The 22512-nt window shown below is 67.4% G+C and carries 24 protein-coding genes; 9 read left to right on the top strand and 15 right to left on the bottom strand.

The window, feature by feature from the left end; translation table 11 throughout:
* Positions 1–31: 31 nt before the first annotated feature.
* The 4 genes from OEJ36_RS03305 to OEJ36_RS03290 all read right to left on the bottom strand — a co-directional run bounded on the left by OEJ36_RS03305 (position 32) and on the right by OEJ36_RS03290 (position 3623).
* Positions 32–370: an enhanced serine sensitivity protein SseB C-terminal domain-containing protein gene (locus tag OEJ36_RS03305; protein ID WP_263400366.1), complete on the bottom strand. Its 339-nt coding sequence runs from the start codon at positions 368–370 to the stop codon at positions 32–34.
* A gap of 88 nt (positions 371–458) precedes the next feature.
* Entirely contained in the window at positions 459–1091 is a 633-nt protein-coding gene (gene rhtB, locus OEJ36_RS03300) for a homoserine/homoserine lactone efflux protein (RefSeq protein ID WP_043244249.1), read from the bottom strand.
* Between the two features lie 79 nt (positions 1092–1170).
* Positions 1171–1710 carry a mechanosensitive ion channel family protein gene (locus OEJ36_RS03295; RefSeq protein ID WP_263400365.1) on the bottom strand — a complete coding sequence of 180 codons (540 nt, stop codon included), beginning with the start codon at positions 1708–1710 and terminating at the stop codon, positions 1171–1173.
* Positions 1710–3623, bottom strand: coding sequence for an ATP-binding cassette domain-containing protein (locus OEJ36_RS03290; protein WP_263400439.1), 1914 nt, complete (start codon positions 3621–3623; stop codon positions 1710–1712). Before OEJ36_RS03290 ends, OEJ36_RS03295 begins: the two co-directional genes overlap by 1 nt.
* Positions 3624–3673: 50 nt before the next feature.
* Here OEJ36_RS03290 and OEJ36_RS03285 point away from each other — a divergent pair, with 50 nt between their 5' ends.
* A complete protein-coding gene (locus tag OEJ36_RS03285; protein ID WP_263400364.1) occupies positions 3674–4132 on the top strand; it encodes a TIGR02444 family protein in 459 nt (152 codons plus the stop codon).
* On the opposite strand, the gene OEJ36_RS03280 is transcribed toward OEJ36_RS03285, so the two are convergent.
* A complete protein-coding gene (locus OEJ36_RS03280; RefSeq protein WP_263400363.1) occupies positions 4129–5235 on the bottom strand; it encodes an AlgP family protein in 1107 nt (368 codons plus the stop codon). The two genes, OEJ36_RS03285 and OEJ36_RS03280, sit on opposite strands and share 4 nt — an antisense overlap.
* Before the next feature lie 126 nt (positions 5236–5361).
* On the opposite strand from OEJ36_RS03280, the gene OEJ36_RS03275 reads away from it, so the two are divergent.
* Entirely contained in the window at positions 5362–6003 is a 642-nt protein-coding gene (locus tag OEJ36_RS03275) for an FKBP-type peptidyl-prolyl cis-trans isomerase (RefSeq protein WP_263400362.1), read from the top strand.
* Position 6004: 1 nt separating this feature from the next.
* Here OEJ36_RS03275 and rsd read toward each other — a convergent pair whose 3' ends face one another.
* Together rsd and OEJ36_RS03265 are read right to left on the bottom strand one after the other, a co-directional pair.
* Positions 6005–6469 carry a sigma D regulator gene (gene rsd / locus OEJ36_RS03270; RefSeq protein WP_263400361.1) on the bottom strand — a complete coding sequence of 155 codons (465 nt, stop codon included), beginning with the start codon at positions 6467–6469 and terminating at the stop codon, positions 6005–6007.
* 284 nt (positions 6470–6753) lie between these two features.
* The gene (locus OEJ36_RS03265; protein ID WP_021218982.1) at positions 6754–7245 is read right to left on the bottom strand and encodes a disulfide bond formation protein B; all 492 of its coding nucleotides are present in this window, start codon (positions 7243–7245) and stop codon (positions 6754–6756) included.
* A gap of 105 nt (positions 7246–7350) precedes the next feature.
* On the opposite strand from OEJ36_RS03265, the gene OEJ36_RS03260 reads away from it, so the two are divergent.
* The gene (locus OEJ36_RS03260) at positions 7351–8427 is read left to right on the top strand and encodes a PQQ-dependent sugar dehydrogenase (protein ID WP_263400360.1); all 1077 of its coding nucleotides are present in this window, start codon (positions 7351–7353) and stop codon (positions 8425–8427) included.
* 30 nt (positions 8428–8457) lie between these two features.
* Here the strand turns inward: OEJ36_RS03260 and OEJ36_RS03255 are convergent, their stop codons facing one another.
* The 6 genes from OEJ36_RS03255 to OEJ36_RS03230 all read right to left on the bottom strand — a co-directional run bounded on the left by OEJ36_RS03255 (position 8458) and on the right by OEJ36_RS03230 (position 14501).
* Positions 8458–9690, bottom strand: coding sequence for a heme biosynthesis HemY N-terminal domain-containing protein (locus OEJ36_RS03255; RefSeq protein ID WP_263400359.1), 1233 nt, complete (start codon positions 9688–9690; stop codon positions 8458–8460).
* Positions 9687–10856 carry a uroporphyrinogen-III C-methyltransferase gene (locus OEJ36_RS03250; protein ID WP_263400358.1) on the bottom strand — a complete coding sequence of 390 codons (1170 nt, stop codon included), beginning with the start codon at positions 10854–10856 and terminating at the stop codon, positions 9687–9689. Before OEJ36_RS03250 ends, OEJ36_RS03255 begins: the two co-directional genes overlap by 4 nt.
* 16 nt (positions 10857–10872) lie before the next feature.
* A complete protein-coding gene (locus OEJ36_RS03245) occupies positions 10873–11643 on the bottom strand; it encodes a uroporphyrinogen-III synthase (protein ID WP_263400357.1) in 771 nt (256 codons plus the stop codon).
* The gene (hemC, locus tag OEJ36_RS03240; RefSeq protein ID WP_263400356.1) at positions 11640–12578 is read right to left on the bottom strand and encodes a hydroxymethylbilane synthase; all 939 of its coding nucleotides are present in this window, start codon (positions 12576–12578) and stop codon (positions 11640–11642) included. The genes OEJ36_RS03245 and hemC overlap by 4 nt, the downstream gene beginning before the upstream one ends.
* Before the next feature lie 97 nt (positions 12579–12675).
* Positions 12676–13422, bottom strand: coding sequence for a LytR/AlgR family response regulator transcription factor (locus OEJ36_RS03235; RefSeq protein WP_021218976.1), 747 nt, complete (start codon positions 13420–13422; stop codon positions 12676–12678).
* Entirely contained in the window at positions 13419–14501 is a 1083-nt protein-coding gene (locus OEJ36_RS03230; protein ID WP_184488280.1) for a sensor histidine kinase, read from the bottom strand. The genes OEJ36_RS03235 and OEJ36_RS03230 overlap by 4 nt, the downstream gene beginning before the upstream one ends.
* A gap of 226 nt (positions 14502–14727) precedes the next feature.
* Here OEJ36_RS03230 and argH point away from each other — a divergent pair, with 226 nt between their 5' ends.
* Positions 14728–16122 carry an argininosuccinate lyase gene (argH, locus tag OEJ36_RS03225; protein ID WP_263400355.1) on the top strand — a complete coding sequence of 465 codons (1395 nt, stop codon included), beginning with the start codon at positions 14728–14730 and terminating at the stop codon, positions 16120–16122.
* 34 nt (positions 16123–16156) lie between these two features.
* Positions 16157–16729, top strand: a complete 573-nt coding sequence (locus tag OEJ36_RS03220) for an adenylate kinase (protein WP_263400354.1) — start codon at positions 16157–16159, stop codon at positions 16727–16729.
* Positions 16730–16738: 9 nt separating this feature from the next.
* Here OEJ36_RS03220 and OEJ36_RS03215 read toward each other — a convergent pair whose 3' ends face one another.
* The gene (locus OEJ36_RS03215) at positions 16739–17404 is read right to left on the bottom strand and encodes a glutathione S-transferase family protein (protein WP_263400353.1); all 666 of its coding nucleotides are present in this window, start codon (positions 17402–17404) and stop codon (positions 16739–16741) included.
* A 135-nt stretch (positions 17405–17539) separates the two neighbouring features.
* Between OEJ36_RS03215 and OEJ36_RS03210 the strand changes: the two genes are divergently transcribed.
* From OEJ36_RS03210 to OEJ36_RS03195, 4 genes are all read left to right on the top strand, one after another.
* Positions 17540–17818, top strand: coding sequence for a hypothetical protein (locus OEJ36_RS03210; protein ID WP_263400352.1), 279 nt, complete (start codon positions 17540–17542; stop codon positions 17816–17818).
* 75 nt (positions 17819–17893) lie between these two features.
* Entirely contained in the window at positions 17894–18679 is a 786-nt protein-coding gene (locus tag OEJ36_RS03205) for a substrate-binding periplasmic protein (RefSeq protein WP_263400351.1), read from the top strand.
* 72 nt (positions 18680–18751) lie between these two features.
* Positions 18752–19003 (top strand): TIGR02647 family protein, encoded by a 252-nt coding sequence (locus tag OEJ36_RS03200; RefSeq protein ID WP_263400350.1) that lies wholly within the window; start codon positions 18752–18754, stop codon positions 19001–19003.
* Between the two features lie 88 nt (positions 19004–19091).
* Positions 19092–21938, top strand: a complete 2847-nt coding sequence (locus tag OEJ36_RS03195) for a class I adenylate cyclase (protein WP_263400349.1) — start codon at positions 19092–19094, stop codon at positions 21936–21938.
* A gap of 28 nt (positions 21939–21966) precedes the next feature.
* On the opposite strand, the gene rnk is transcribed toward OEJ36_RS03195, so the two are convergent.
* Positions 21967–22374 carry a nucleoside diphosphate kinase regulator gene (rnk, locus tag OEJ36_RS03190; protein ID WP_021218967.1) on the bottom strand — a complete coding sequence of 136 codons (408 nt, stop codon included), beginning with the start codon at positions 22372–22374 and terminating at the stop codon, positions 21967–21969.
* Positions 22375–22512: the final 138 nt, after the last annotated feature.

The following is a 22512-nucleotide window of genomic DNA, read 5'->3' as shown; positions in this document are numbered from 1 at the left end:
CGGGCCGCTTTTTCTTTGCCGCGACCTGGGCTCAGCGCTGGTAGAACGCCTCGCAGCTCTCGCGCAAGGCGCAGGACAGGCTGTCGTCGTCCAGCTCGATGAGATCGAGTTCGAGGTCGTCGGGCAGCAGTTCGGCGACCAGCGCGGCCAGGCGCCGGCGCCCGGCGAGATCGGTGCCGGAAACGCCCAGCAGCAGGCGCGGCTGCGGGCCGAGCGCGGGGTCGCGCAGGGCGGCGAGAAAGGCTTCGTGGATGTCGAGTTCGCTGCAGGCAGCGCTCAAGGCCTGCTCCAGCGGAGGGTGGCGCAGGGGCGCGATGGCGAGGTCCGGCGAGTCGCCGTAGACCCCGTCCCGGCTGTTGGATGGCGGCATGCCGATGCTCCTTGTGGGAAGACCGGCAGCCTATTGCCCATGCGCCGCGCTGTCGCGGAGCCGGGTCACGTTCAGGCCATCGACTGGGTCACGCCGGGACGCGGCGCACCGTGGCCAGCAGCGCGGCGGCGCCGACGAAGAGCACGGCGAAGCCACGGTTCATGGAACGCTGCTGGCGCGGCGAGCGCAGCACCCGCAGGACCTTGGCGGCCAGCCCGGTGTAGCCGGCCATGACGATCAGGTCGACGGTGATCATGGTCGCGCCCATCACCAGGTACTGCTGCACCAGCGGCGCGTGCGGGTCGATGAACTGCGGCAGAACGGCGAGCATGAAGACGATCGCCTTGGGGTTGCTGACGTTCACCAGGAAGCCGCGCAGCACCATGGTCAGCGGCCGGCCCAGGGGGCGCTCGGCGGAATCGGCGGCCAGGTCGCTGGGCAGCGCACGCCATTGGCGCACGGCGAGGTACACCAGGTAGACGACGCCGAACCACTTGATGGCGCTGAAGGCCAGGGCCGAGGTGGCGAGGATGGCGCCGACGCCGGCGGCGACGATGGCGATCTGCAGGGCCAGGCCCAGTTGCAGGCCGATGGCGTTCCAGTAGCCGCGCAGGAAGCCGTACTGCAGCCCCGACGACATGGAAGCGATGGCGCCCGCGCCAGGGGAAAGGCTGATCACCCAGCAGGCGACCAGGAATGCGAGCCAGGTGTGCATGGCCATGGCGTGGTCCTCGGAAATACGGAAGGGGGGCCAGCAGACTACCCGCTGCGCTTTGCGCTGCACAGCCCCGGCCGGCGCCTCAGCGCCAGCGGCGTACCGCCTTCTGGAAGAACAGGCTGTTGGGCACCTGCACCAACGCGCCGTCGGCGTTCTCGCTGAGGTCCTGCAGGGTGGTGTAGAAGAGGTTGATGGCCACCACGCGCCCCTTCACGCCGGGCTTGTCGGCGCTTTCCACCACCTCCACCACATCGCCCATGCGGAACGGCCCGAGGGAGAAGATCAGCACCGCGCAGAACATGTTGGACAACACGCTCCAGATGGCGAAGAACGCCACGGCGGCAACGGCGGTGAAGCCGGTCAGCGCCGCCCACAGGACTTCGGCCGAGACGCCGAGGCGCTCCAGCACCAACATGAAGGCGCTGCCGAGGATCAGCCAGCGCAGCAGGCCGCGCAGGGGCAGCAGCAGCTCCTGGGGCAGCTGTGGATAACGTGCGCCGAGGCGGGTGATGCCCCGGGTGAGGATGCGTTGCGCGAGCCAGGCGAGGAACAGCACGAGGAGCACCTGCGCCGCACGGATCAGCGGCTCGCTCCAGGCCGTCAGCAGGACCAGGTCTTCCATCAGTCACTGGCCTCCAGCTGGCTCTGCAGGTTTTCCAGAAGCTCCAAGGCTTCCAGCCATTTCTCCTCCAGCTCGGCCTCACGGGTCTTGAGCTTCGCCTGCTCGGCGAGCAGGTCGCGCAGCTCGTCCTTGCGCGAAGCCTCGTAGACACCGGCGTCGCCCAGACGGGTTTCCACGGCAGCGAGCTTCTCGTGCAGGGTGCCCAGTTCCTTCTCCAGCTTCTCGGCTTCGCGCTTGTGCGGCGCCAGTTGCTGGCGCAGCGCCGCAGCAGCCTGCCGCTGGGCACGCTTGTCGGTGCCGGCACCGCTGCCACCGGCCGGGCTGTTCACCGGCGCCTGACGGGCGCGGTAGTCCACCAGCCAGCGGGCGTAGTCGTCGAGGTCGCCATCGAAGGGCTGGATGCGCCCGTCCGCCACCAGGAGGAATTCGTCGGTGGTGCTCTTGAGCAAGTGACGATCGTGGGAAACCACCAGCACCGCGCCGGCGAAATCCTGCAGGGCCATGGTCAGCGCCAGGCGCATTTCCAGGTCCAGGTGGTTGGTCGGTTCGTCGAGCAGCAGCAGGTTGGGCTTCTGCCAGGCGATCAGCGCCAGGGCCAGGCGCGCCTTCTCGCCACCGGAGAAATTCAGCACCGGCTCGTCGCAGCGCTCACCGCGGAAGTCGAAGCCGCCGAGGAAGTCGCGCAGGGTCTGCTCGCGCTCGGTCGGGGCCATGCGCTGCAGGTGCAACAGCGGGCTGGCCTTAGGATCGAGGGAGTCCAGCTGGTGCTGGGCGAAGTAGCCGATGGCGAGGTTCTCGCCCCGGGACAGGCGCCCGGCGACAGGCGCCAGCTCACCGGAAAGGGTCTTGATCAGGGTCGACTTGCCCGCGCCGTTGGGGCCGAGCAGGCCGATGCGCGCACCGGGGACGAGCTGCAGCTTGACCTGTTGCAGCACCACCTTGTCGCCGTAGCCGAGCTGGCCTTCGGCGACATCCAGCAGCGGGCTGGAGATCTTGTCGGCCTCGCGGAAGACGAAGTCGAAGGGCGAATCCACATGGGCGGGCGCCAGCTCCTCCAGGCGCTCCAGGGCCTTGATCCGGCTCTGGGCCTGGCGGGCCTTGGTGGCCTGGGCCTTGAAGCGGGCGATGTACTTCTCCATGTGCGCACGCTGGGCCTGCTGTTTCTCATAGGCCTGTTGTTGCTGCGCCAGGCGCTCGGCGCGGGTGCGCTCGAAGGCCGAGTAACCGCCCCGGTAAAGGGTCAGCTTCTGTTGCTCGAGGTGGGCGACGTTATCCACCACCGCATCGAGGAATTCGCGGTCGTGGGAAATCAGCAGCAGGGTGCCCGGGTAGCCCTTGAGCCACTCTTCGAGCCAGAGGATGGCGTCGAGGTCGAGGTGGTTGGTGGGCTCGTCGAGCAGCAGCAGTTCGGACGGGCACATCAGCGCCTGGGCCAGGTTGAGGCGCATGCGCCAGCCGCCGGAGAAGTCGCCGACGCGGCGGTCCATCTGCTCGCTGGTGAAGCCGAGGCCGGCCAGCAGCTTGCGCGCGCGGGCATCGGCCGTGTAGCCGTCGGCGCTGTCCAGTTCGATGTGCAGGCGGGCGATGGCGGTGCCGTCATGGCCCGCCTCGGCCACGGCCAGCTCGGCCTGCACGCGACGCAGGTGCAGGTCGCCATCGAGGACGTAGTCCACCGCCAGGCGGTCGAGGGTGTCCACCTCCTGGCGCATGTGCGCGATGCGCCAGTCGGCCGGCACGAAGCAGTCACCCGCATCGGGGCCGAGCTCGCCGCGCAGCAGGGCGAAGAGGCTGGATTTACCGGCACCGTTGGCGCCGATGAGGCCGACCTTCTGGCCGGTGTGCAGGGTCAATTCGGCGCCTTCGAGCAGGCGCTGAGGACCACGCTGTAGTGTGAGGTTCTGGAGTCGGATCATAATGGCGGCGGAGTTTATCAGCTTCATTCCCCCACCGCCCGGTATGCGCCATGCCCCCCGATCTATGGAGTTTCGCCCTCGACCTCTACGCCCGCCCAGGCGTGGAAAACACCTGCCTGCGCCTGCAGGAGCAGGGTGCCGATGTGTGCCTGTTACTGGCTGCAGCCTGGCTTGGAAGGCGCGGCGTCCGCTACGACCCCGTTTGCGCGGAGCAGCTGCAAGGCATCGCCGGCCCCTGGCAACGGGATGTGGTGGAACCCTTGCGCAGGCTCAGGCAGGCATGGCGTGAAGCAGCGGGGACGGATACGGGATTGCGCGAGCTGCGCGACGGCGTGAAGCGCTTGGAGCTGGACGCAGAGCGACGCCTGCTGGCGCGTCTGGAAGAGATAGCTGCACCCTGGCCGGAAGCCGATGGGCAGGATTGGAGCTGGCTGGACGTACTCGCCGGAACGGCGAGGGATGACCGCGACGCGCTGCAATCGCTGCGCGCCGCGGCTATCGAGGCTTAAGCCGACGGCGTGGTCGGTGCGGCCGCGCCATTGGCGGCCGACGGCGCCGGAGCAGCAGGCGCGGCGGCCGGAGCCGGTGCAGCAGGCTTGGCAGCCGGAGCGCTCACCGGAGCGGCGGGCTTGGCAGCGGCCTTGACCGGCGCTTTCGCAGCAGGCTTGGCAGCGGCCTTGGGTGCCGGCTTGGCAGCGAGTTTGGCAGCCGGCTTCGCAGCAGCCGGTTTGGCCGCGACGGGCTTGGCAGCAGGCTTGGCAGCAGCCGGTTTAGCGGCGGCGGCGGGCTTGGCGGCTGCGGGTTTTGCAGCGGCTTTCACCGGAGCCTTGGCAGCGGGCTTGGCGGCCGGTTTAGCAGCCGGCTTGGCGGCAGCGGCAGGCTTGCTGGCGGCAGCTTTGGCCGGCGCTTTCGCGGCAGGCTTGGCAGCCGGTTTGGCAGCAGCCTTCGGAGCGGCCTTGGCAGCAGCCGGTTTAGCGGCTGGCTTGGCGGCGGCTTTGGCCGGAGCCTTTGCAGCAGGTTTGGCGGCGGGCTTGGCAGCCGGTTTGGCGGCAGCGGCGGGCTTGCTCGCGGCAGCCTTGGCCGGTGCTTTCGCAGCAGGCTTGGCAGCCGGTTTGGCTGCAGCTTTCGGAGCGGCCTTGGCAGCCGGTTTAGCAGCCGGCTTGGCGGCAGGCTTGGCAACCGGTTTGGCAGCAGCGGCCTTGGCCTTGGCTTCACGGGTGACCAGCGCCTTGGCGGCCGCTTCCTTCACCTTGCCAACACCCTGGGCCAGCTTGAGGCTTTCCTGGGCGTCACGCTTGAGGTCGGCGATGTAGGCACGGGTTTCGGCCTGACGTGCCTTCAGCGCATCGAGCAAGCCTTCCAGCTCGGCGATGGCTTCCTTGGATTTGTTCTGCGCTTTCGCTTTGCCGGCCTTGGCAGCGTCCTGCAGTTTGGTCCGTGCACCATGAAGTTTTTCCTGGGCCTTGCCGCGCTGCTTCTCCAGTTTGGTGAGCAGTTTTTCGGCATCGACCAACGCTTGGCTGCAAGCGTTTTCGAGGTGTTCGATCAGGCTGTGGGAAAGTTGCTGTAACAGGTGCAGCGGGGTGCTTACGGGCTTCTTCTTGGCCGACATGGTGCGCCTCCTGGCGGACGTGGTTGCGCCCATACTAGTCGCCTGTTTGAGCCGTCGCTAGTTCCCCGTTATTCCAAACTGCATGGCTGTCATACTCGCCGGCATTTCACCCTGGGAGAATGTCCGATGCGCGCTGTCGTTCCACTGTGTCTGTGCCTGCTTGCGCTCACCGCCCAAGCCGCTGATGAAGAGAAGGATCTCGCCTACAGCATGGGCGTAAAACTGGGCGAGCGGCTGCGTGAAGAAGCACCGCAACTGCAGCTGGAATCATTGCTGCGGGGCCTTACCCAGGCCTATCGCGGAGAGAAGCTGGAGCTGGATGCACAGCGCATGGAGCACCTGCTCGATGCCCATGAAGCGAGCATGGAACAGAGCGGCCAATCCGCGCAGAAAGCCATCGCCGCAGAGAAACGCTTCATCGCCCTGGAGCGTGGCAAATACGGTGTGCGCGAACTGACCGACGGCGTGCTGGTGACCGAGCTGCGCGCCGGCAGCGGTGCGAAGCCGGGCGCGCATTCGCAGGTGCGGGTCAACTACCGTGGGCAGCTGGCAGACGGCAGCGTTTTCGACGCGAGCGACAAGCCCCAATGGTTTCGCCTCGACAGCGTGATAGCCGGTTGGCGAAGCGCCTTGCAGGAGATGCCGGTGGGGGCCAAGTGGCGCCTGGTGATTCCATCATCCCAGGCCTATGGCGAAGAAGGCGCAGGGGATCTGATTCCGCCCTACGCCCCCTTGGTGTTCGACCTCGAATTGCTCGAGGTCCGGTGACTCACGCGAGCTGCGCGCCCTGGTTCTGGTGGGCGTTGTGCAGCACTTCGATGAGGCAGTCCTCCAGTTCGAAGCGCTCGTGCAGCAATGGGCCGAGTCGTTTGAGTTCGGTGGCCAGGCAGACTTCGCGGCTGTCGCTGCCATCGCAGCAATCGTTGAAGCCCAGCGCGACCTCGGTGATGGCCTCGATGCGGGGGTAGATCTGCTTGGCCAGCTCCAGGCCGCGCTGGTCACCAAAGGCCTTGGCCTCGTTGAGCAGCTGTTCGTAGACCTCGAAGTGGCCCGCCGACACGTAGTCGACCAGTACTTCGCAGAACCCTTGCAAGTCTTCCACCGCAGGCGCTTGTGGCCTGTCGTTGACACTGGTGAAGACCCGGACCAGTTCCTGGCGCTCCAGCAACCAGCGATCGATCAACTGGTGCACCCCACCCCAACGTTCCTGAGCGTTCTGGCAACTCTCGAGCATGATGTCCTCGCTTCCCTATCGGTAATGCCTTGTTCGTCTGCTCCGAGACGGTTTTTTGTCGATCGGTGCAAAAACGGGGAAGGCGACGCGGAAACGGCAGCTTTCCGGCGTCACGTGCGGGCCAGATTATGCCCGTGACTGTTTGCCAGCAAGGCACCTGGTCGGGAAAATTTCATACGAGCGTTTAATCGTCACGCCGCAGCCGGCGTGGCTTCTGCATCAGAGGCGGAGAGGTGCGGCAAGGACGCGCGCCCGGACACGAGCCGGGCGCGGCGCGGGAGGCGTCAGCTGCGGCGCAGCATCTGGTAGAGCGAGAAGAGGATGCAGCCGGCGAAGGCCAGCAGGCTCCACTCGGGAATGCTCATGCCGAACAGGGTCCAGGTGACTTCTGCGCAATCGGCGGTGCCGTGCAGCATCAGCTTGATGATTTCCTGGAAGGGCAGCGCATCCATCATGTACTCCAGGCTCGGCAGGCAGGCCGGGAGCTGGTCGGCGGGCACGCCCTGCAACCACACCTGGCGGCCGGCGGTCGCGGCACCACCGGCGGCAAACAGCAGCGCCAGCCCGGAGTAGACGCGACGGCCACGGGCCTGGGGCGCGTGCAGCGCAGCGATCAGGCAGACCACGCCGAAGAGGATGATGAAGATCCGCTGCACGATGCACAGCGGGCAGGGCTCCAGGCCCATCGCATGCTCCAGGTAGAGCGCACCGCCCATGACGGCGACACAGGCGAGGAAGGCGGCGAAGAACAGGGAACGCGGGCTGGCCAGGGTCATGGCGGCTCCGAGGAGTGATGAGAGGCCGCTACGGTAGAGGAAGCCCCTTGGCCTTTCAAGACGACCGGCTAGTCTGCTGCGGGTACCCATCCGGAGAAGACTGCCATGCGTCGGTTACTGGCACTGCTGTTGTTCCTGCCCCTCATCGCCCTTGCCCAGGCCCCCCTGGAGAAGATCCGCCTGCCCCCGGGGTTCCGCATCGAGGTGCTCAGCGACCAGGTGCCCAGCGCCCGGGAAATGACCTGGGGCGCCGAGGGCACGTTGTTCGTGGGCAGCAATGCCGCCGGCAAGGTGTATGCCCTGGACACCCGCAGCGGCAAGGTCCGTACCCTGGCCAGCGGCCTGAAGATGCCGGTTGGCGTGGCCTTCCACGAGGGCGACCTGTACGTGTCGGCGATCAGCCGCATCCTGCGCCTGCGCGACATCGAGTCGCAGCTGGATACCCCGCCCCAGCCCGAGCAGGTGGGCCCGGCCTTCCCTGCCGAGACCCACCACGGCTGGAAATTCATCGCCTTCGGCCCCGACGGCAAGCTCTACGTGCCGGTGGGCGCGCCCTGCAACGTCTGTGAACGCGACCCCGACACCTACGCCGCGCTGCACCGCATGAACCCCGATGGCAGCGGCCTGGAGCTGGTGGCCAGGGGCATCCGCAACACCGTGGGTTTCGACTGGCACCCGAAGACCGGCGAGCTGTGGTTCAGCGACAACGGCCGCGACCTGCTGGGCGACGACACCCCGGACTGCGAGCTCAACCGCATCACCGGGCCCAACCCGCATTTCGGCTTCCCGTACTGCCATGCTGGCAGCGTCGCCGACCCGGAGTTCGGCAAGCGCCCGTGCAAGGAGTTCGTCGCCCCGGTGGCCAAGCTCGGCCCCCATGTGGCGCCCCTGGGGCTGCGCTTCTACACCGGCAGCCAGTTCCCGGCCGAGTACCGCAACAACCTGTTCATCGCCGAGCACGGCTCGTGGAACCGCAGCGAGAAGATCGGTTACCGCATCAAGCGTGTGGAGCTGAACGAGGACGGCAGCCTGAAGCGCCAGAGCGTGTTCGCCGAGGGCTGGCTGGAGAATGGCGAGGTCTGGGGGCGCCCGGCGGATGTGCTGGTGGCGCCGGATGGCTCGCTGCTGGTCAGTGACGACCAGGCCGGAGCCATCTACCGCATCAGCTACCAGGGCTCGTGAGAAACGCGCCGCCAGGACGGCGGCGTGGCATCAGGCGACGCGCTCGCCGGGCAGGGGCAGGGCTGGCAGGTGCTGCACCAGGCCTTCCTGGAACAGCTGGTTGCTGCGCTCCATCTCGCCCATCTGAGCCAGCAGGCGGGCCTGCTCGGCGCAGAGTTCCGGCTCGCGGGAGAAGCTCAGGCCAGTATCGAAATACTCCCGTGCCTTGCCCCACAGGCTGTTCTGCAGGCACAGACGGCCCAGGGTGAGGAACAGCGCCGGGTCGGTCGGATGATCCTTGAGGAAGGCTTCGGCGGTCTGCAGCTGGCGGGCCGGATCGGCACCACGCAGGCGCCCGTAGAAGCGCACCAGGGATTCGTCATAGCTCCGCTTGAGGGCGATGCGTACCGCCTCTTCGGCCTCGGGCTCGGCGCCCAGCTGGCGCAGCTGATTGGCGAAGGCGAGCACCAGGCGTGGCTCGGCACGCTGCGCAGCCGAGAGATGCTGCCAGGCCTGGATCAACGGGTTGAGCGCGGTCTCGCCCTCGTTGAGGCCGGCCTGCCCGGCGTGCACCAGGCGATCACTCCACACGCTCAGTTCCAGCTGGTTGAGCTCGGATTCCGGCAGCGCCTTGTTCTTGCGCAACTCCGGCAGCAGGCCCACGAGGGCCGCCGAATCGCCACGCTGACGATGCAGCTGCAACAGCTGGCGCAATACCTGGTGATGGCGCGGGTGACGCTCGTGCATGATCTTGAGCGTTTCCAGCGCGGCGTCGGTTTCACCGCGTTCCTGCTGCAGCTCGGCGTGGGCCAGGGCGATGGCCAACTCGGCCTGGGGCTGACGCTCCAGGGCGCGCTCAAGCATCTGGTCGCTCTCCTCGTATTGGCCGATGCGGTTGGCCGCCCGGGCGGCGCCGAGGTAGTACATCAAGGGTTGTGGGTCGGCCTCGGCGGCACGGCGCAGGTGGCGCAGGGCACGGGCCCAGCGGCCTTCGGCCAGGTCCAGCAGGCCCTGTTCGGACGCCAGGCGCACGCGGCGACGGGCATTACGCCGGGACCAGGGGTTGACCACGCCGCTGGAGACGAACACCAGGGTCAGCAGCATGCGCACCAGCCACAGCAGCAGCCAGACCACGGCCACCAGGGCGAGGAAGGCCCAGAGGCTGGACTCGTAGCGGAAGCCCTTGTAGGCGAACAGGACATAGCCCTGGTGTTGGACGACGGCCATGCCGATCAGGGTGCCGGCGGCGGCCAGGAGCAACAGGATCAGGAGGGTGCGTCTCATTGGCCCTGGCCCTCCACCGGCGGTGCGGCTTCGGGGTCCTGGGAGGCATCGACTTCGGGCTCGGCGGCGGCCTTGGCGGCCTTGGGCTCGGCGAGACGCTGGCTGCGCTGCAGATAGGCCTGGAGCGCTTCGAGGGAGGCGCCGAGGTCGGGCGTCTTCACTTCCACCGGCTGGGTGGCGAGTTCATCGAGGCGCGCCAGCAGCGCGCGGCTTTCGGGGTTCTCGGCGTTGAACTGCGAATCCAGCACCTCGCGGGCCTGCTTCAACGACTGGCGATAGACCTGGGTCTGGCCATGCAGGGCAGCCCACTGCGCCTGTTCGAGGGCGAGGGACAGGGCCAGGCGTACCTGGGACAGGCCCTGGCCGGCGAGCAGCGGCTTGATGTTCTGGTCGGCATCGAACTGGATGCGGAAGTAGTGGGAGAGCTTCTCCAGCCATTCGGCCCACCAGCTGCCGCCATCGCCTTCGGCGGCCATGCTGCGCAGCACGCCGCCCTTGTCTTCGAAGGCCGGGGCCAGGGGGTTGAGCTGAGCCGCCTGCTCGCGCAGCGCGCCGAGTTGCAGGAACAGCCCGGTGCGGTCCGGCTGCGGCGTGGTGCGCAGCGCTTCAAGGCTGCGCGAGAGTTGCTCGCGGGCGGCGAAGGCGGCGGGGTCGTCCTGGTCGCGGAGGATGTCATCGGCCGCTTCCACCAGGGCCTTGGCGCTGGTGATGTCCTGCAGCGCGGAGAGGCGCAGGCTGGCCAGGCGCAAGAGGTGTTCGGCCTCGGCCAGGCGCCAGTCCTTGCGGCTGGCACCGAGCACGGTTTCCAGGCGCTGGCTGAGGCGCTGCTGGTCGCCCTGCAGGTTGCCCAGCAGGCGGCGGCGTTCATCCAGCTCTTCGGCGCTGGGCAACTGGTCGAGGCGCTCGGTGAGCTTCTTCTCGCGCTGCTGCAGCGACTGGGCCTGGCCACGGGCGTCCTCGACCAGGCTCAGCTGCTGCTGGTCACGGGCTTCGAGGCTGCGGATCTGCCACAGGCTCCAGCCGGCGACGGCAACACCGGCGGCGCCCACCAGCAACGCCAGGATGGCCAGGCCACCACCCCGGGAAACCGGCTTGGCGGTGGGAGGAATGACGGGCTCGGAGGCCGGGGGTTGCTGCTCGGTTTTCGCCAGTTCTGCTTCGCTCACGTATCCATCCTTTGCATCAGGGGGCCGGGGCCGGATGATTTTCCAGCGCCGCCAGCAAAGCCGAGGCGCTGGCGCCCCGGCAGTCCACAACGACTTGCGCGCCCGCATCGCGGGCCAGTTCGGCCACGCGCGGGCTCGGTACGAACAAGGGTAGACGGGCCAGGGCGGGCCAATCATCCCCGGCCAATGTGTTCAGGTGCTCGAAACCCTGCCCACTGCTGACCACCAGCCCGTTCAGGCGTTCCGCTTGAATCAGCCGCTGCAGGCTGCGCGGCGGGTAGTCGGGCAGGCGGCGGCGGTAGAGTTCCAGATAGTCCACCGCAATGCCTTGGCCGCGCAAACGCTCGGCGAGGAATTCTCGGCCACCCTCGCCACGCATGATCAGCACGCGCTTGCGCGGCGAGGCCAGCGCCTCGGCGAAGGCCGGCAGCGCCAGCAGGGCCTCGCTGTCATCGCCGCCTTCCGGCCAGTGGGTATCGAGGCCGGCAGCGGCCAGCAGCTCGCCAGTCGCGGCGCCGACGCTGAACCAGCGCACGGCGGCAGGTGGCTGCGGCCAATGCTGACCGAGACGTTCCAGGCCGAGGCGGGCAGCGGGCTTGCTGACCACGATGACCGCAGCGTAGCGATCGAGGCCGAGGAGGGTGGTGCGGTGTTCGGGGGTTTCAGCCAGCGGCTGGATGTCCAGCAACGGCAGGCTGGCGCTGTGCACGCCGCACTGGGCGAGGGTCTCGCCCAATGCCGCGCTGTCGTCGGCGGGGCGCGTCAGCAGCAGGCGCCAGCCGGTCACGGATGACCGGCCTCACCATAGACAGCCTGGAGGATGGCTTCGGCGCCCTGGCCGAGCAGGTCCTCGGCGACGCGCACGCCGAGGCTTTCGGCATCGCTGGCCAGCGCGCGGGACTCGGCGCGCAGCAGGGTGCCGCCGTCGGGCTGGCCGACCAGGCCGCGCAGCCACAGCTGGTCGTCCTCGAGGATCGCGTAGCAGGCGATGGGCACCTGGCAGCCGCCATTGAGGCGCTTGTTCAGGGCGCGCTCGGCGGTGACGCGCAGGGCGGTGTCGCGGTGGTGCAGGGGCGCCAGCAGGGCGTGGATCTCGGTGTCGGCGGTGCGGCACTCGATGCCCACGGCGCCCTGGCCACCGGCCGGCAGGCTGTCGTCGACGCTGATGGAGGAGCGGATGCGGTTCTGGAAGCCGAGGCGGATCAGGCCGGCGGCGGCGAGGATGATGGCGTCGTATTCGCCGGCATCGAGCTTGGCCAGGCGGGTGTTCACGTTGCCCCGCAGGAACTGGATCTTCAGGTCCGGACGACGCGCCAGCAGCTGGGCCTGGCGGCGCAGGCTGGAGGTGCCGACCACGGCACCGGCGGGCAGCGCGTCGAGGCTGTCGAAGGTGTTGGAGACGAAAGCGTCGCGCGGGTCTTCGCGCTCGCAGATGCAGAACAGGCCAAGGCCATCGGGGAAGTCCATGGGCACGTCCTTCATGGAGTGCACGGCGATATCGGCCTCGTCCTCCAGCAGGGCGGTTTCCAGTTCCTTGACGAACAGGCCCTTGCCGCCGATTTTCGCCAGGGGCGCGTCGAGCAGCTTGTCGCCGCGGCTGACCATGGGCACCAGGCTGACCTTGAGCCCGGGATGGGCCTTCTCCAGGCTGGCTTTGACGAACTCGGCCTGCCACAGGGCCAGGGCACTCTTGCGGGTGGCGATGCGAATCTCGCGGGACATGGATGATGACTTCCGGAAGCAGGACTGCCCGGAATGATAACAGGCAAGACAGCCGCCGGCGCGCGGGCGGGAAACCCGGCGCCTGCGGCTATCCGTCCTAGAGGTTGTGCATCAGCTTGCGCACGCCGGCGACATGGCGACGGCTCACCGTCAGGGCATCGCCGTTGAGGCCCTTGAGGAACAGCTGGAAGTGCCCCAGCGGGGTGCGCTGCAGACGCTCGATGCGCTCGCGGGCGACCAGGGCGTTGCGGTGGATGCGCACGAAACGGTCGCCGAATTCGTCTTCCAGGGCCTTCAGGGGTTCGTCCAGCAACACCTCGCCGTGCTCGTGACGCAGGGTCACGTACTTGTGGTCGGCGATGAAGTAGATCACCTGGTCCAGGGGGATCAGCTCGATGCCCTTGCGGGTCCGCGCGCTGATGTGGGAGCGGGGCCCGGTGCCGCTTTCGGCGGCGGGACGGGTCAGCGCCGCCAGTTGCACCCGGTTCGGGCGCTCGGCCTTCTTCAGGGCTTCGGCCAGGGACTCCGGCCGCACCGGCTTGACCAGATAACCCACGGCGCTGACCTGGAAGGCATCCAGGGCGAACTCGTCATGGGCGGTGCAGAAGATCACCGCGGGCGGTGCCTCCTTTTCACAGAGCCGCGCGGCCACCTGCAGGCCATCGAGCCCTGGCATGCGGATGTCGAGCAACACGACATCCGGTTTCAGGCTGTCGATCAGGGTCAGAGCCTCTTCGCCATTGGTGGCGGCGGGCTCTAGAACTCGGTATCCGTCGAGGTCGCAGACCAGGCGGCTGAGACGCTCTCGGGCAAGGGGTTCGTCATCGACGATCAGGACATTCATATTGCTCGGGCTTCCTGCGTGAGTCTCGCACAAGGATAGCGTAGACAGGTGAAGTGGCGACCGTCACGGCGCTCCACGCTGAGACTGGCTCTGGAGCCGAAAAGTGCCGTAAGTCGAGCATCGATATTAGTGAGCGCCTGATGGGTTCCGCGTGAAGGCTGGGGTTCCGCACCCGCATCGAAGGGGTTGCTCACGCAGAGCAGGAACACACCATCCCTGTACTCCGCTTCCACCCTGACCAGCCCACCCTCTATGCGCGGTTGAATGCCATAGATCAGGGCATTCTCCAACAGGGGTTGCAGGGTCAGTTGCGGAATCGGCAAATCATCGGGCACATCATCAACCTGCCAATCCAACTGTAGCCGTTCTCCGAGACGATATTGCTCGATCGACAAATATCGTTTCGACAGCTCCAGTTCCTCGGCCCAGCTGACCAGGGTGCCGGGCTTGGCCAGGCTGGCGCGAAACAGGTCGGAAAGGTCGAGCACCGCCTGCTCGGCCTTGTACGGGTCGATGACCACCAGGCTGGCGATGCTGTTGAGGCTGTTGAACAGGAAGTGCGGGCGGATGCGCGCCTGCAGCGATTCGATGCGTGCCCGCAGCTCGGCCTGCTGCTGCCGGCGCCACTGGCTCTGCAGGAAGAAGTAGCGCAGCAGCAGCGCCGACATGATCAGGCTGATCAGCCCATGACGCAGGTAAAGGTTGACCTCGCCGGCGCGCGGCAACGGCCCGCCCAGGTCGTAGTAGTCGGCCACGGCGGTGCAGGACAGGGTCAGCCCGACCACGATCAGGCAGCAGATGATTCCGGCCAGCGCCGCGCGGATGCGGGCCAGCAAGGGGCGCAGCTGGCACAGCAGCGCGGCGGAAAGCAGCACGATCCATTGCACGAAGAGCGACGTCAGCGCCAGGCGTATCCAGTCGAAATTCGGCAGCATGGGCTCGGCCAGCACCAGCACCATCACCAGCAGCTCGGCGAGCAGCACGAGGCCCAGCAGCGCCTCGGGCAGGCACAGCTCCGGCAGGAAGAAATCATCGATGGACGCGGCGGCGCGCGCCTTGTTGCGATTGTCTGGAGGCATCCGGCCAGTTTCCGTAAGCGCCCGTCAGGCGGCAAGCCAGAGCGCTCCGGCCGGGCGAAATAAAGCACTGAAATGCTGTTGGCGATGAAAAACTGTGAAGCAGGCGACAATCGCCGACCGGCAGGTCAGTCGGACGGGACACGCCGGTTTTATGAGCAACGCTGTTATTATTGCCGGTAATTTTTCGGCCATCGGCCTTCTTTCACCGCCAACACCGAGCCCACTCATGAGCACCGACAAGACCAACCAGTCCTGGGGTGGCCGCTTCAGCGAGCCCGTCGACGCCTTCGTCGCCCGCTTCACCGCCTCCGTCGACTTCGACAAGCGCCTGTATCGCCACGACATCATGGGCTCCATCGCCCACGCCACCATGTTGGCCGAAGCCGGCGTGCTGACCGGCGATGAGCGCGACGCCATCGAGAAGGGCCTGAAGGAAATCCAGGCCGAGATCGAGGCCGGCACCTTCGACTGGCGCGTCGACCTGGAAGACGTGCACATGAACATCGAGGCACGCCTGACCGACCGCATCGGCATCACCGGCAAGAAGCTGCACACCGGCCGCTCGCGCAACGACCAGGTGGCCACCGACATCCGCCTCTGGCTGCGCGACGAGATCGACATCATCCTCGGCGAGATCACCCGCCTGCAGCAGGGCCTGCTGCAGCAGGCCGAGCGCGAAGCGGACACCATCATGCCCGGCTTCACCCACCTGCAGACCGCGCAACCGGTGACCTTCGGCCACCACCTGCTGGCCTGGTTCGAAATGCTCAGCCGCGACCACGAGCGCCTGGTGGACTGCCGCAAGCGCGTCAACCGCATGCCCCTGGGCAGCGCCGCCCTGGCCGGCACCACCTACCCGATCCAGCGCGAAGTCACCTGCCGCCTGCTGGGCTTCGACGCCGTCGGCGGCAACTCCCTGGACGGCGTGTCCGACCGCGACTTCGCCATCGAATTCTGCGCCGCCGCCTCCCTGGCGATGATGCACCTGTCGCGCTTCTCCGAAGAGCTGGTGCTCTGGACCAGCGCCCAGTTCCAGTTCATCGACCTGCCCGACCGCTTCTGCACCGGCTCCTCGATCATGCCGCAGAAGAAGAACCCCGACGTGCCCGAGTTGGTGCGTGGCAAGTCCGGTCGCGTGTTCGGCGCGCTGATGGGCCTGCTGACCCTGATGAAGGGCCAGCCACTGGCCTATAACAAGGACAACCAGGAAGACAAGGAACCGCTGTTCGACGCCGCCGACACCCTGCGCGATTCCCTGCGCGCCTTCGCCGACATGATCCCGGCGATCAAGCCGCGCCATGCGGTGATGCGCGAAGCGGCCCGCCGTGGTTTCTCCACCGCCACCGACCTGGCCGACTACCTGGTGCGCAAGGGCCTGCCCTTCCGTGACTGCCACGAGATCGTCGGCCATGCGGTGAAGTACGGCGTCGAGTCCGGCAAGGACCTGGCCGAGATGAGCCTCGACGAGCTACGCACATTCAGCGACCAGATCGACGACGACGTCTTCGCCGTGCTGACCCTGGAAGGCTCGGTCAACGCCCGCGACCACATCGGCGGTACCGCGCCGAACCAGGTCCGCGCCGCCGTCACCCGTGGCAAGGCACTGCTCGCCGCACGCTGATACAAGGTCGCCCCGGCGACCGGCAGGGATGCCCATGCAGGACCACAGCCCCGATAACTGGCCGACGCACGTCGGCCAGCGCATTTCCATCGTCGGTTGCTCGGGCGCCGGCAAGACGCGCCTGGCGCAGCACCTGGCCGCGCGCCTGGGCTGCCCGCACATCGAACTCGACGCCATCTTCCACCAGCCCGGCTGGCAGCCCCTGCCCCGCGCCGAATTCCGCGAGCGGGTCGAGACGGCCCTGCAGGCGCCGCGCTGGATAGTCGAAGGCGCCTACTCGGCCGTGCGCCCGCTGACGCTCTCCCGCGCCGATACGGTGATCTGGCTCGACCTGCCACGCCCGGTCGTGATGCGCCAGATCATCACCCGCACCCTGGGCCGCCTGCTGCTGCGCAAGGCGCTCTGGAACGGCAACCGCGAGAGCCTGCGTAACCTGCTGAGCCTGGACCCGGAGCGTTCGATCATCCTCTGGGCCTGGACGCGCCATGCGCTCTACCGCGAGCGCTTCGCCGCCGAGCGGACGGACCCGGCCAACGCCGGCATCCGCTTCATCAGGTTCGGCTCCCGGGCGGAGCTCGACGCCTGGCTGAGCGAACTGCCCGGCTGAAACGCAGCCTCAGCCCCGTGCCCGGGCCTTGACCGCCTCGAGGAAGCTCGGCATCTCCCGCGCCTTGTCGGCGGCGATGCGCTGCACGTGCGGCTCGGCGCCCAGCTTGGCCAGCAGCGCGCGGGCGCCCGGCAGCTCGGCCAGCAGGTCGGTGTCGAACAGCTTCTGCGCCACCTCGCAGGCCAGGTCGATGCTGTAGAGGAAGTACAGGTCGGCGATGGTCAGCGCATCCCCCGCCACATAGGGCGCGAAGCGGCCGTGACGGGCCAGGGCGGCGACGCCGGCCAGCAGCTCGGCCTTGCCCTTCTCGCGGATCGCCTCCGGCAGCGGCATGCCGAAGAAGGCCTGCGGATAACAGCTGCGTGCCGGCAGCTCGATGTACAGCTCGATCTCGCGCACCAGCGCACGGACCACGCCACGCTGGTAGGGGTCGGCCGGCAGCAGCGGACGCTGGGGGAAGCGCTCTTCGAGGTATTCGAGGATGGCGCCGGTCTCGTTGATGAAGCCCTGCTCGGTCTCCAGCACCGGCACCTTGCCGCGCGGGCTGATGGCGAGGAAGGCCGGCTCCTGGCTGCCGTGGACTAGCACCTCTTCGAAGGGAATGCCTTTGGTCAGCAGCGCCAGCTTGACCATGTTGTAGTAGTTGCTGACGGAAAAACCGTGGAGCTTGAGCATCGGGGGCCTCCTGGCCGTGTGGGGTGGGCGTCCGTCGTTATAGACCCGGGTACCCGGCCGGCGCCAGTTGGATCAAGGCAGTGAATGCAGCGGCACGCCGTGGCAAACTGCGGGCCTGCACAACGAGGAACCCCCATGAGCGAGCATGACGACAGCGAAGAAGCCTTCGCCGAGGAAACCCTGATCCAGGCCATCGAGAACCAGCTGGAAGCCGGTAATCCAGCGGCGGCCCGGGCGACCCTCAACAAGCTGACCCTGGTGGGCTACGAGCGCGAGGAGAGCGTCCAGCTCATGGCCCTGGTGCTGGCACGGGCCATCAGCCGACTGGAGCAGGACCAGCCCTTCGACCTGGCCTGGTACGAAGCCGCCCTGAGGGCGCTGCCCGAGCTACCGGACGACGAAGAGGAAGCTTGATCCACGCCGGGTTCCGCCGTCACGACAGGCCCTAGCATCGCGCCAACCACCCGAGCGCCGTAGAGGTCCAGCCCCATGAGCCCGAGTCCGCTGCGCACCGTTCCACCGCTCCGCCGCCTGCTCTTCGCCCTGGCGCTGCTACTACCTGCGGCCAGCCTGGCCGAGACGCTGCAGATCGGCGCCGAGGACGATTGGTACCCCTTCACCGCCTTCCGCGACGGTGCAGTGCGCGGCATGTCGGTGGAGATCGTCCAGGCCGCGTTCGCTGCCGCCGACACACCGGTGGAGCTGGTCCCCTATCCCTATTCGCGCTGCATGCAGCTGGCCCTCCAGGGCAAGCTGGCCGGCTGCTTCAACACCGCGCCGGACGCCCGCATCGCCGAAGCCTACCGACTGCCCCGGCACCCGCTGTTCCGCGATGACATCCTGCTCTGGTCCCGCGTCGACAAGGCCGCCCCGGTGGACGACCTGCAGCGCCTGGAAGGCGCGCGCGTAGCGGTCACCATCGGCTACGAGTACGGCGCGCCCTTCGAGGCCCTGCGTGGCCTGGAGCGGGTCCCGGTGCGCAAGGACATCAACGGCTTCCTCATGCTCCAGCACGGGCGCGTCGACTATGTGGTGGCCTATCGCGCCACCACCGCCGAGCTGCTGCGCGAATACCCCGAGCTGGTCGGCGCCTTCCAGGCCGTGGGGACCGTGCATCGGCCCGAGCTATTCCTGTCGTTCTCGCGCCGGGCTCCGGGGGCCGAGCAGTTGCTGCAGCGCTTCGACCAGGGCATGCAGCGCATCCAGGAAGACGGCCGCTACCAGGCAATCCTTGACCGCTGGCAATACGGCGAGCCGATCTACCCGGCAGACTGAGCCGGGCGGACTACACTGATCCGTCACACCCGCCCGCACGAAGGCGGGCCCACCAGAAGCCCAGGAGTCACCATGTCGTATACCCCCGAGCTGATTGCCGAGTTGGAACTGCTGACCCTGTTCAACCTGGACAACACCCAGGAAGGACTCAAGGTGCACAACAATGCCTCTTCCAAGGTCATAGGCGCGGTCACCCGTCTGCACCAGAAAAAACTGATCACCCTGCCCGATGGCGGCTACCTCACCAGCCTGGGGCTGGATGCCGCCGAACACGCCCAGAGTCTGCTCACCATCCTCACCACAGAACCCGTTACCTCAAGCTGAACCGCGTCCGCGCCGATAACCCGGGCACAACCCTGCCCGACCGCTTCGCCGGCTGGTAGGCTGTGCCCATCCATCCGGCAGAAGCTCCATGACGCGCACCCAGGAAATCCGCCCCGACATCGATGACGGCATCGACCGCAAGGTCCTCGCGCAATTGCGTGCGCGCTTCCTCAAGGTCAACAGCGGTCGCCTGGAACGCGCCATACAGGGGCTTTCCACGCGCCAGCAGTTGGTCCTGCGCCTGCTGCCACTGCTGTTCCACGTCAACCACCCGCTGCTGCCCGGCTACGTCTCGGGGCAGACCCCGGCCGGCCTGGCCAACTACGAGCCGGATGAAAACGAACTGGCCGAAGTCCAGCGCCTGACCCGCTCCTTTGCCTACAAGGCACGCCGGGGCAACCCGCCGATGCCCATCCACGGCCTGTTCCTCATGGGCAGCCTGGGCACGGTGGCGCAGGCCGAACAGAGCGACATGGACCTGTGGGTCTGCCATGCGCCGGACCTCTCCGCCAGCGAAGTGGCCGAACTGCGGCGCAAGTGCGAGCTGCTGGAGGCCTGGGCAGCGACCCTGGGCACCGAGGCGCACTTCTTCCTCATCGACCCCAAGCGCTTCGTGGTCGGCGACCGCGAGGCGCAGCTCACCTCCGACGATTGCGGGACCACCCAGCATTACCTGCTGCTGGACGAGTTCTACCGCACCGCCATCTGGCTGGCCGGGCGCACGCCCCTGTGGTGGCTGGTACCTGTCTACGAGGAAGGGCGCTACGCCGAATACACCGAGAAACTGCTGTCGCGCCGCTTCATCCGCGCCGACGAAGTGCTCGACCTGGGGCACCTGGCGCATATCCCTGTAGGCGAGTTCATCGGTGCGGGCATGTGGCAGCTGTTCAAGGGTATCGAGTCGCCCTACAAGTCGGTGCTCAAGCTGCTGCTCACCGAGGTCTACGCCAGCGAGCACCCCCAGGTTCATTGCCTATCGCTGCGCTTCAAGCAGGCGGTCTACGCCAATCATCTGGACCTCGATGAGCTCGACCCCTACATAGTGGTGTACCGCCGCCTGGAGGAATACCTCACCGCCCGCGGCGACCGCGAGCGCCTGGAGCTGATACGGCGCTGCCTGTATCTGAAGGTCAACAAGAAGCTCAGCCGACCGCCGCGCAATCGCCGCAAGAGCTGGCAGCGCCTGCTGTTCGAGCGACTGACCCGGGAGTGGCAATGGGATTCGCGCCAACTGGCCATGCTCGACAGCCGCAGCCAGTGGAAGGTGCGCCAGGTGGGCGCCGAGCGCCGCGCGCTGGTCAACGAGCTGACCTACAGCTACCGCTTCCTCTCCGAGTTCGGCCGCAGCCAGCACGCGATCAGCTCGCTCAACAGCCGCGACCTCGGCGTGCTCGGCCGGCGCCTCTACGCCGCCTTCGAGCGCAAGGCCGGCAAGGTGGAGTTCATCAACCCCGGCATCGCCCCGGACCTGGCCGAAGACACCCTGACCCTGGTGCAGCACCCCAGCCCCGAGGCGCCGAACGAGACCCAGTGGGCGCTGTTCCCCGGCAGCCTGAATGCCCAGGAATGGCGGGACTTCGCGCCGATCAAGCGGTCCCGCGAGCTGATCGAGCTGCTCGCCTGGTGCCACCGCAACGGCGTGATCGACCCCAGTACGCGGCTGTCGCTGAACCCCGGCAGCAGCGACCTGACCGAATTCGAGCTGTCCAACCTGATCAGCAGCCTGCAGCAAAGCATCCCGCTGCCACTGCCGCCGGTGGGCGAAGCGGCGCTGCTACGCGCCAGCGCCCCAAGCGAAGTGCTGCTACTGATCAACGTCGGTGTCGACCCGCTCAAGCAGCACAGCCAGATGAACGTGCACATGACCACCGAGCGTACCGACTCCCTCGGCTACTCCGGCGTGCGTGACAACCTGGTGCTGACCATCGACCAGGTCACCCTGAACAGCTGGAACGAGTTGCTGGTGACCCGCTACGACGGCCCCTTCGCGCCGCTGGATTGCCTGCGCGACTTCCTCAACGCCACCCCCGTGGACCAGTTGCCGAACCTGCGCGTGCGCTGCTTCTGCCGCAACCGCGCCCAGGCCATCGCCCAGCGTATCGAGGAACTGTTCCGCGACGCCCTGGCGCACCTGGGCAGCCCGGACACCACCCGCTACCTGTTGCAGGTGCGCCAGCAGTACCACGTGCTCGAACTGCTGCCCGGCCAGGTCAGCCACACCGCTCTCGACGACCTGCCGACGCTGCTGGAACACCTGGGCGAGGACCTGCCGGCCTACAGCCCGCTGTTCCTCGACCGCTACGCCCTGGAAGGCGAGGACCTGGCGCTGATCCTGCCGCTGGGCCGACCGAACTGCATCCAGGTGTTCTTCCGCCAGGAGGGCGACAGCGCCGAGCTGACCCTGCTCGACGAGCACAACGCGCTCTGGCGCCAGCGCCAGCCGTTCCGTGACCAGCAGAGCCTGCTCACGCCGCTGCAGCGCTTCCTGCAGTCGGTGCTCTACCGGCGCAACGCCCTGCTGCCGCTGGACAGCCCGACGCCACCCAGCAACCTGGAAATTCTCTATTACGAAGTGTTGCCGTCACCGCCGCAGCGTGCCCAGCAGGTAGAACGCCGCGCCGCGCCCCAGGCGCCGGTGAGCCACCCGTTCTACGACGTGCAGGCGATCGTCGAGCCGGCAGACGCCGATCGCGTGCATGTCACGCTCTACTGCAACCATCGGGAATTTTCGGAACTGGAATACGGTGGCGAGCTGTTCGCCTCCGTGGCCCGGCACATCCTCGCCCAGCGCAGCGAGGCCGAGCGCTACCCTTGCTACATCACCGACCTGGACCTGTCGCGGGTCCTCGGCGAGGGCCATGCGCAGACGGTGCACTACCTGCGCTACAAGGCCGAGCTGGAGAAACAGCTCAACCAGGCCCTGAACAAGGCCTGACCGCCGGGGAGGCGGTCAGGATCGTGGATCAGCGGTCGTATTCGCCAGCCGCTTCGGGCTGGTATTCCACTTCCAGCAGTTGCAGCTTGAGGGTCTTGCCACCCGGCGCCGGCCAGTCGATGTGCTGGCCGACGGACAGGCCCAGCAGGGCGCTGCCGATGGGTGCGAGGATGGAAACGGTGCCTTCGCCACCGGCGTCCTTCGGATAGACCAGGGTCAGGTGGTAGTCCTTGCCGCTGGCCTCCTCACGGCAATGCACGCGGGTATTCATGGTCACCACGCCCGGCGGCACTTCGTCATGACCAACCACCTGGGCGCGCGCCAGCTCGCTCTCCAGTGCCTGGGCACCGGGACCGAAATCCTCCAGTTCATCGAGCAGTCGCTCCAGTCGCTGCAGGTCGAGACGGGTGATGATGATTGACGGTTGAGTGCTCATGGCAAATCCGGAACTCCTGAATCCTTGGCTCGAAAAAGCGAAACCCCGCCCGAAGGCGGGGTTTCAGAATTGTGGGCCGGTGCATTCGGCACCAGCCCGACCGACACTACGTCAGTGGATGCGCTGTTGGCAAGACCG

The organism is Pseudomonas sp. PDM13 (assembly GCF_025685765.1).
Lineage (GTDB): Bacteria > Pseudomonadota > Gammaproteobacteria > Pseudomonadales > Pseudomonadaceae > Metapseudomonas > Metapseudomonas solani.
Note: the sequence above shows the minus strand (reverse complement) of the source record. Positions and strands in the feature narration are given on the sequence as shown.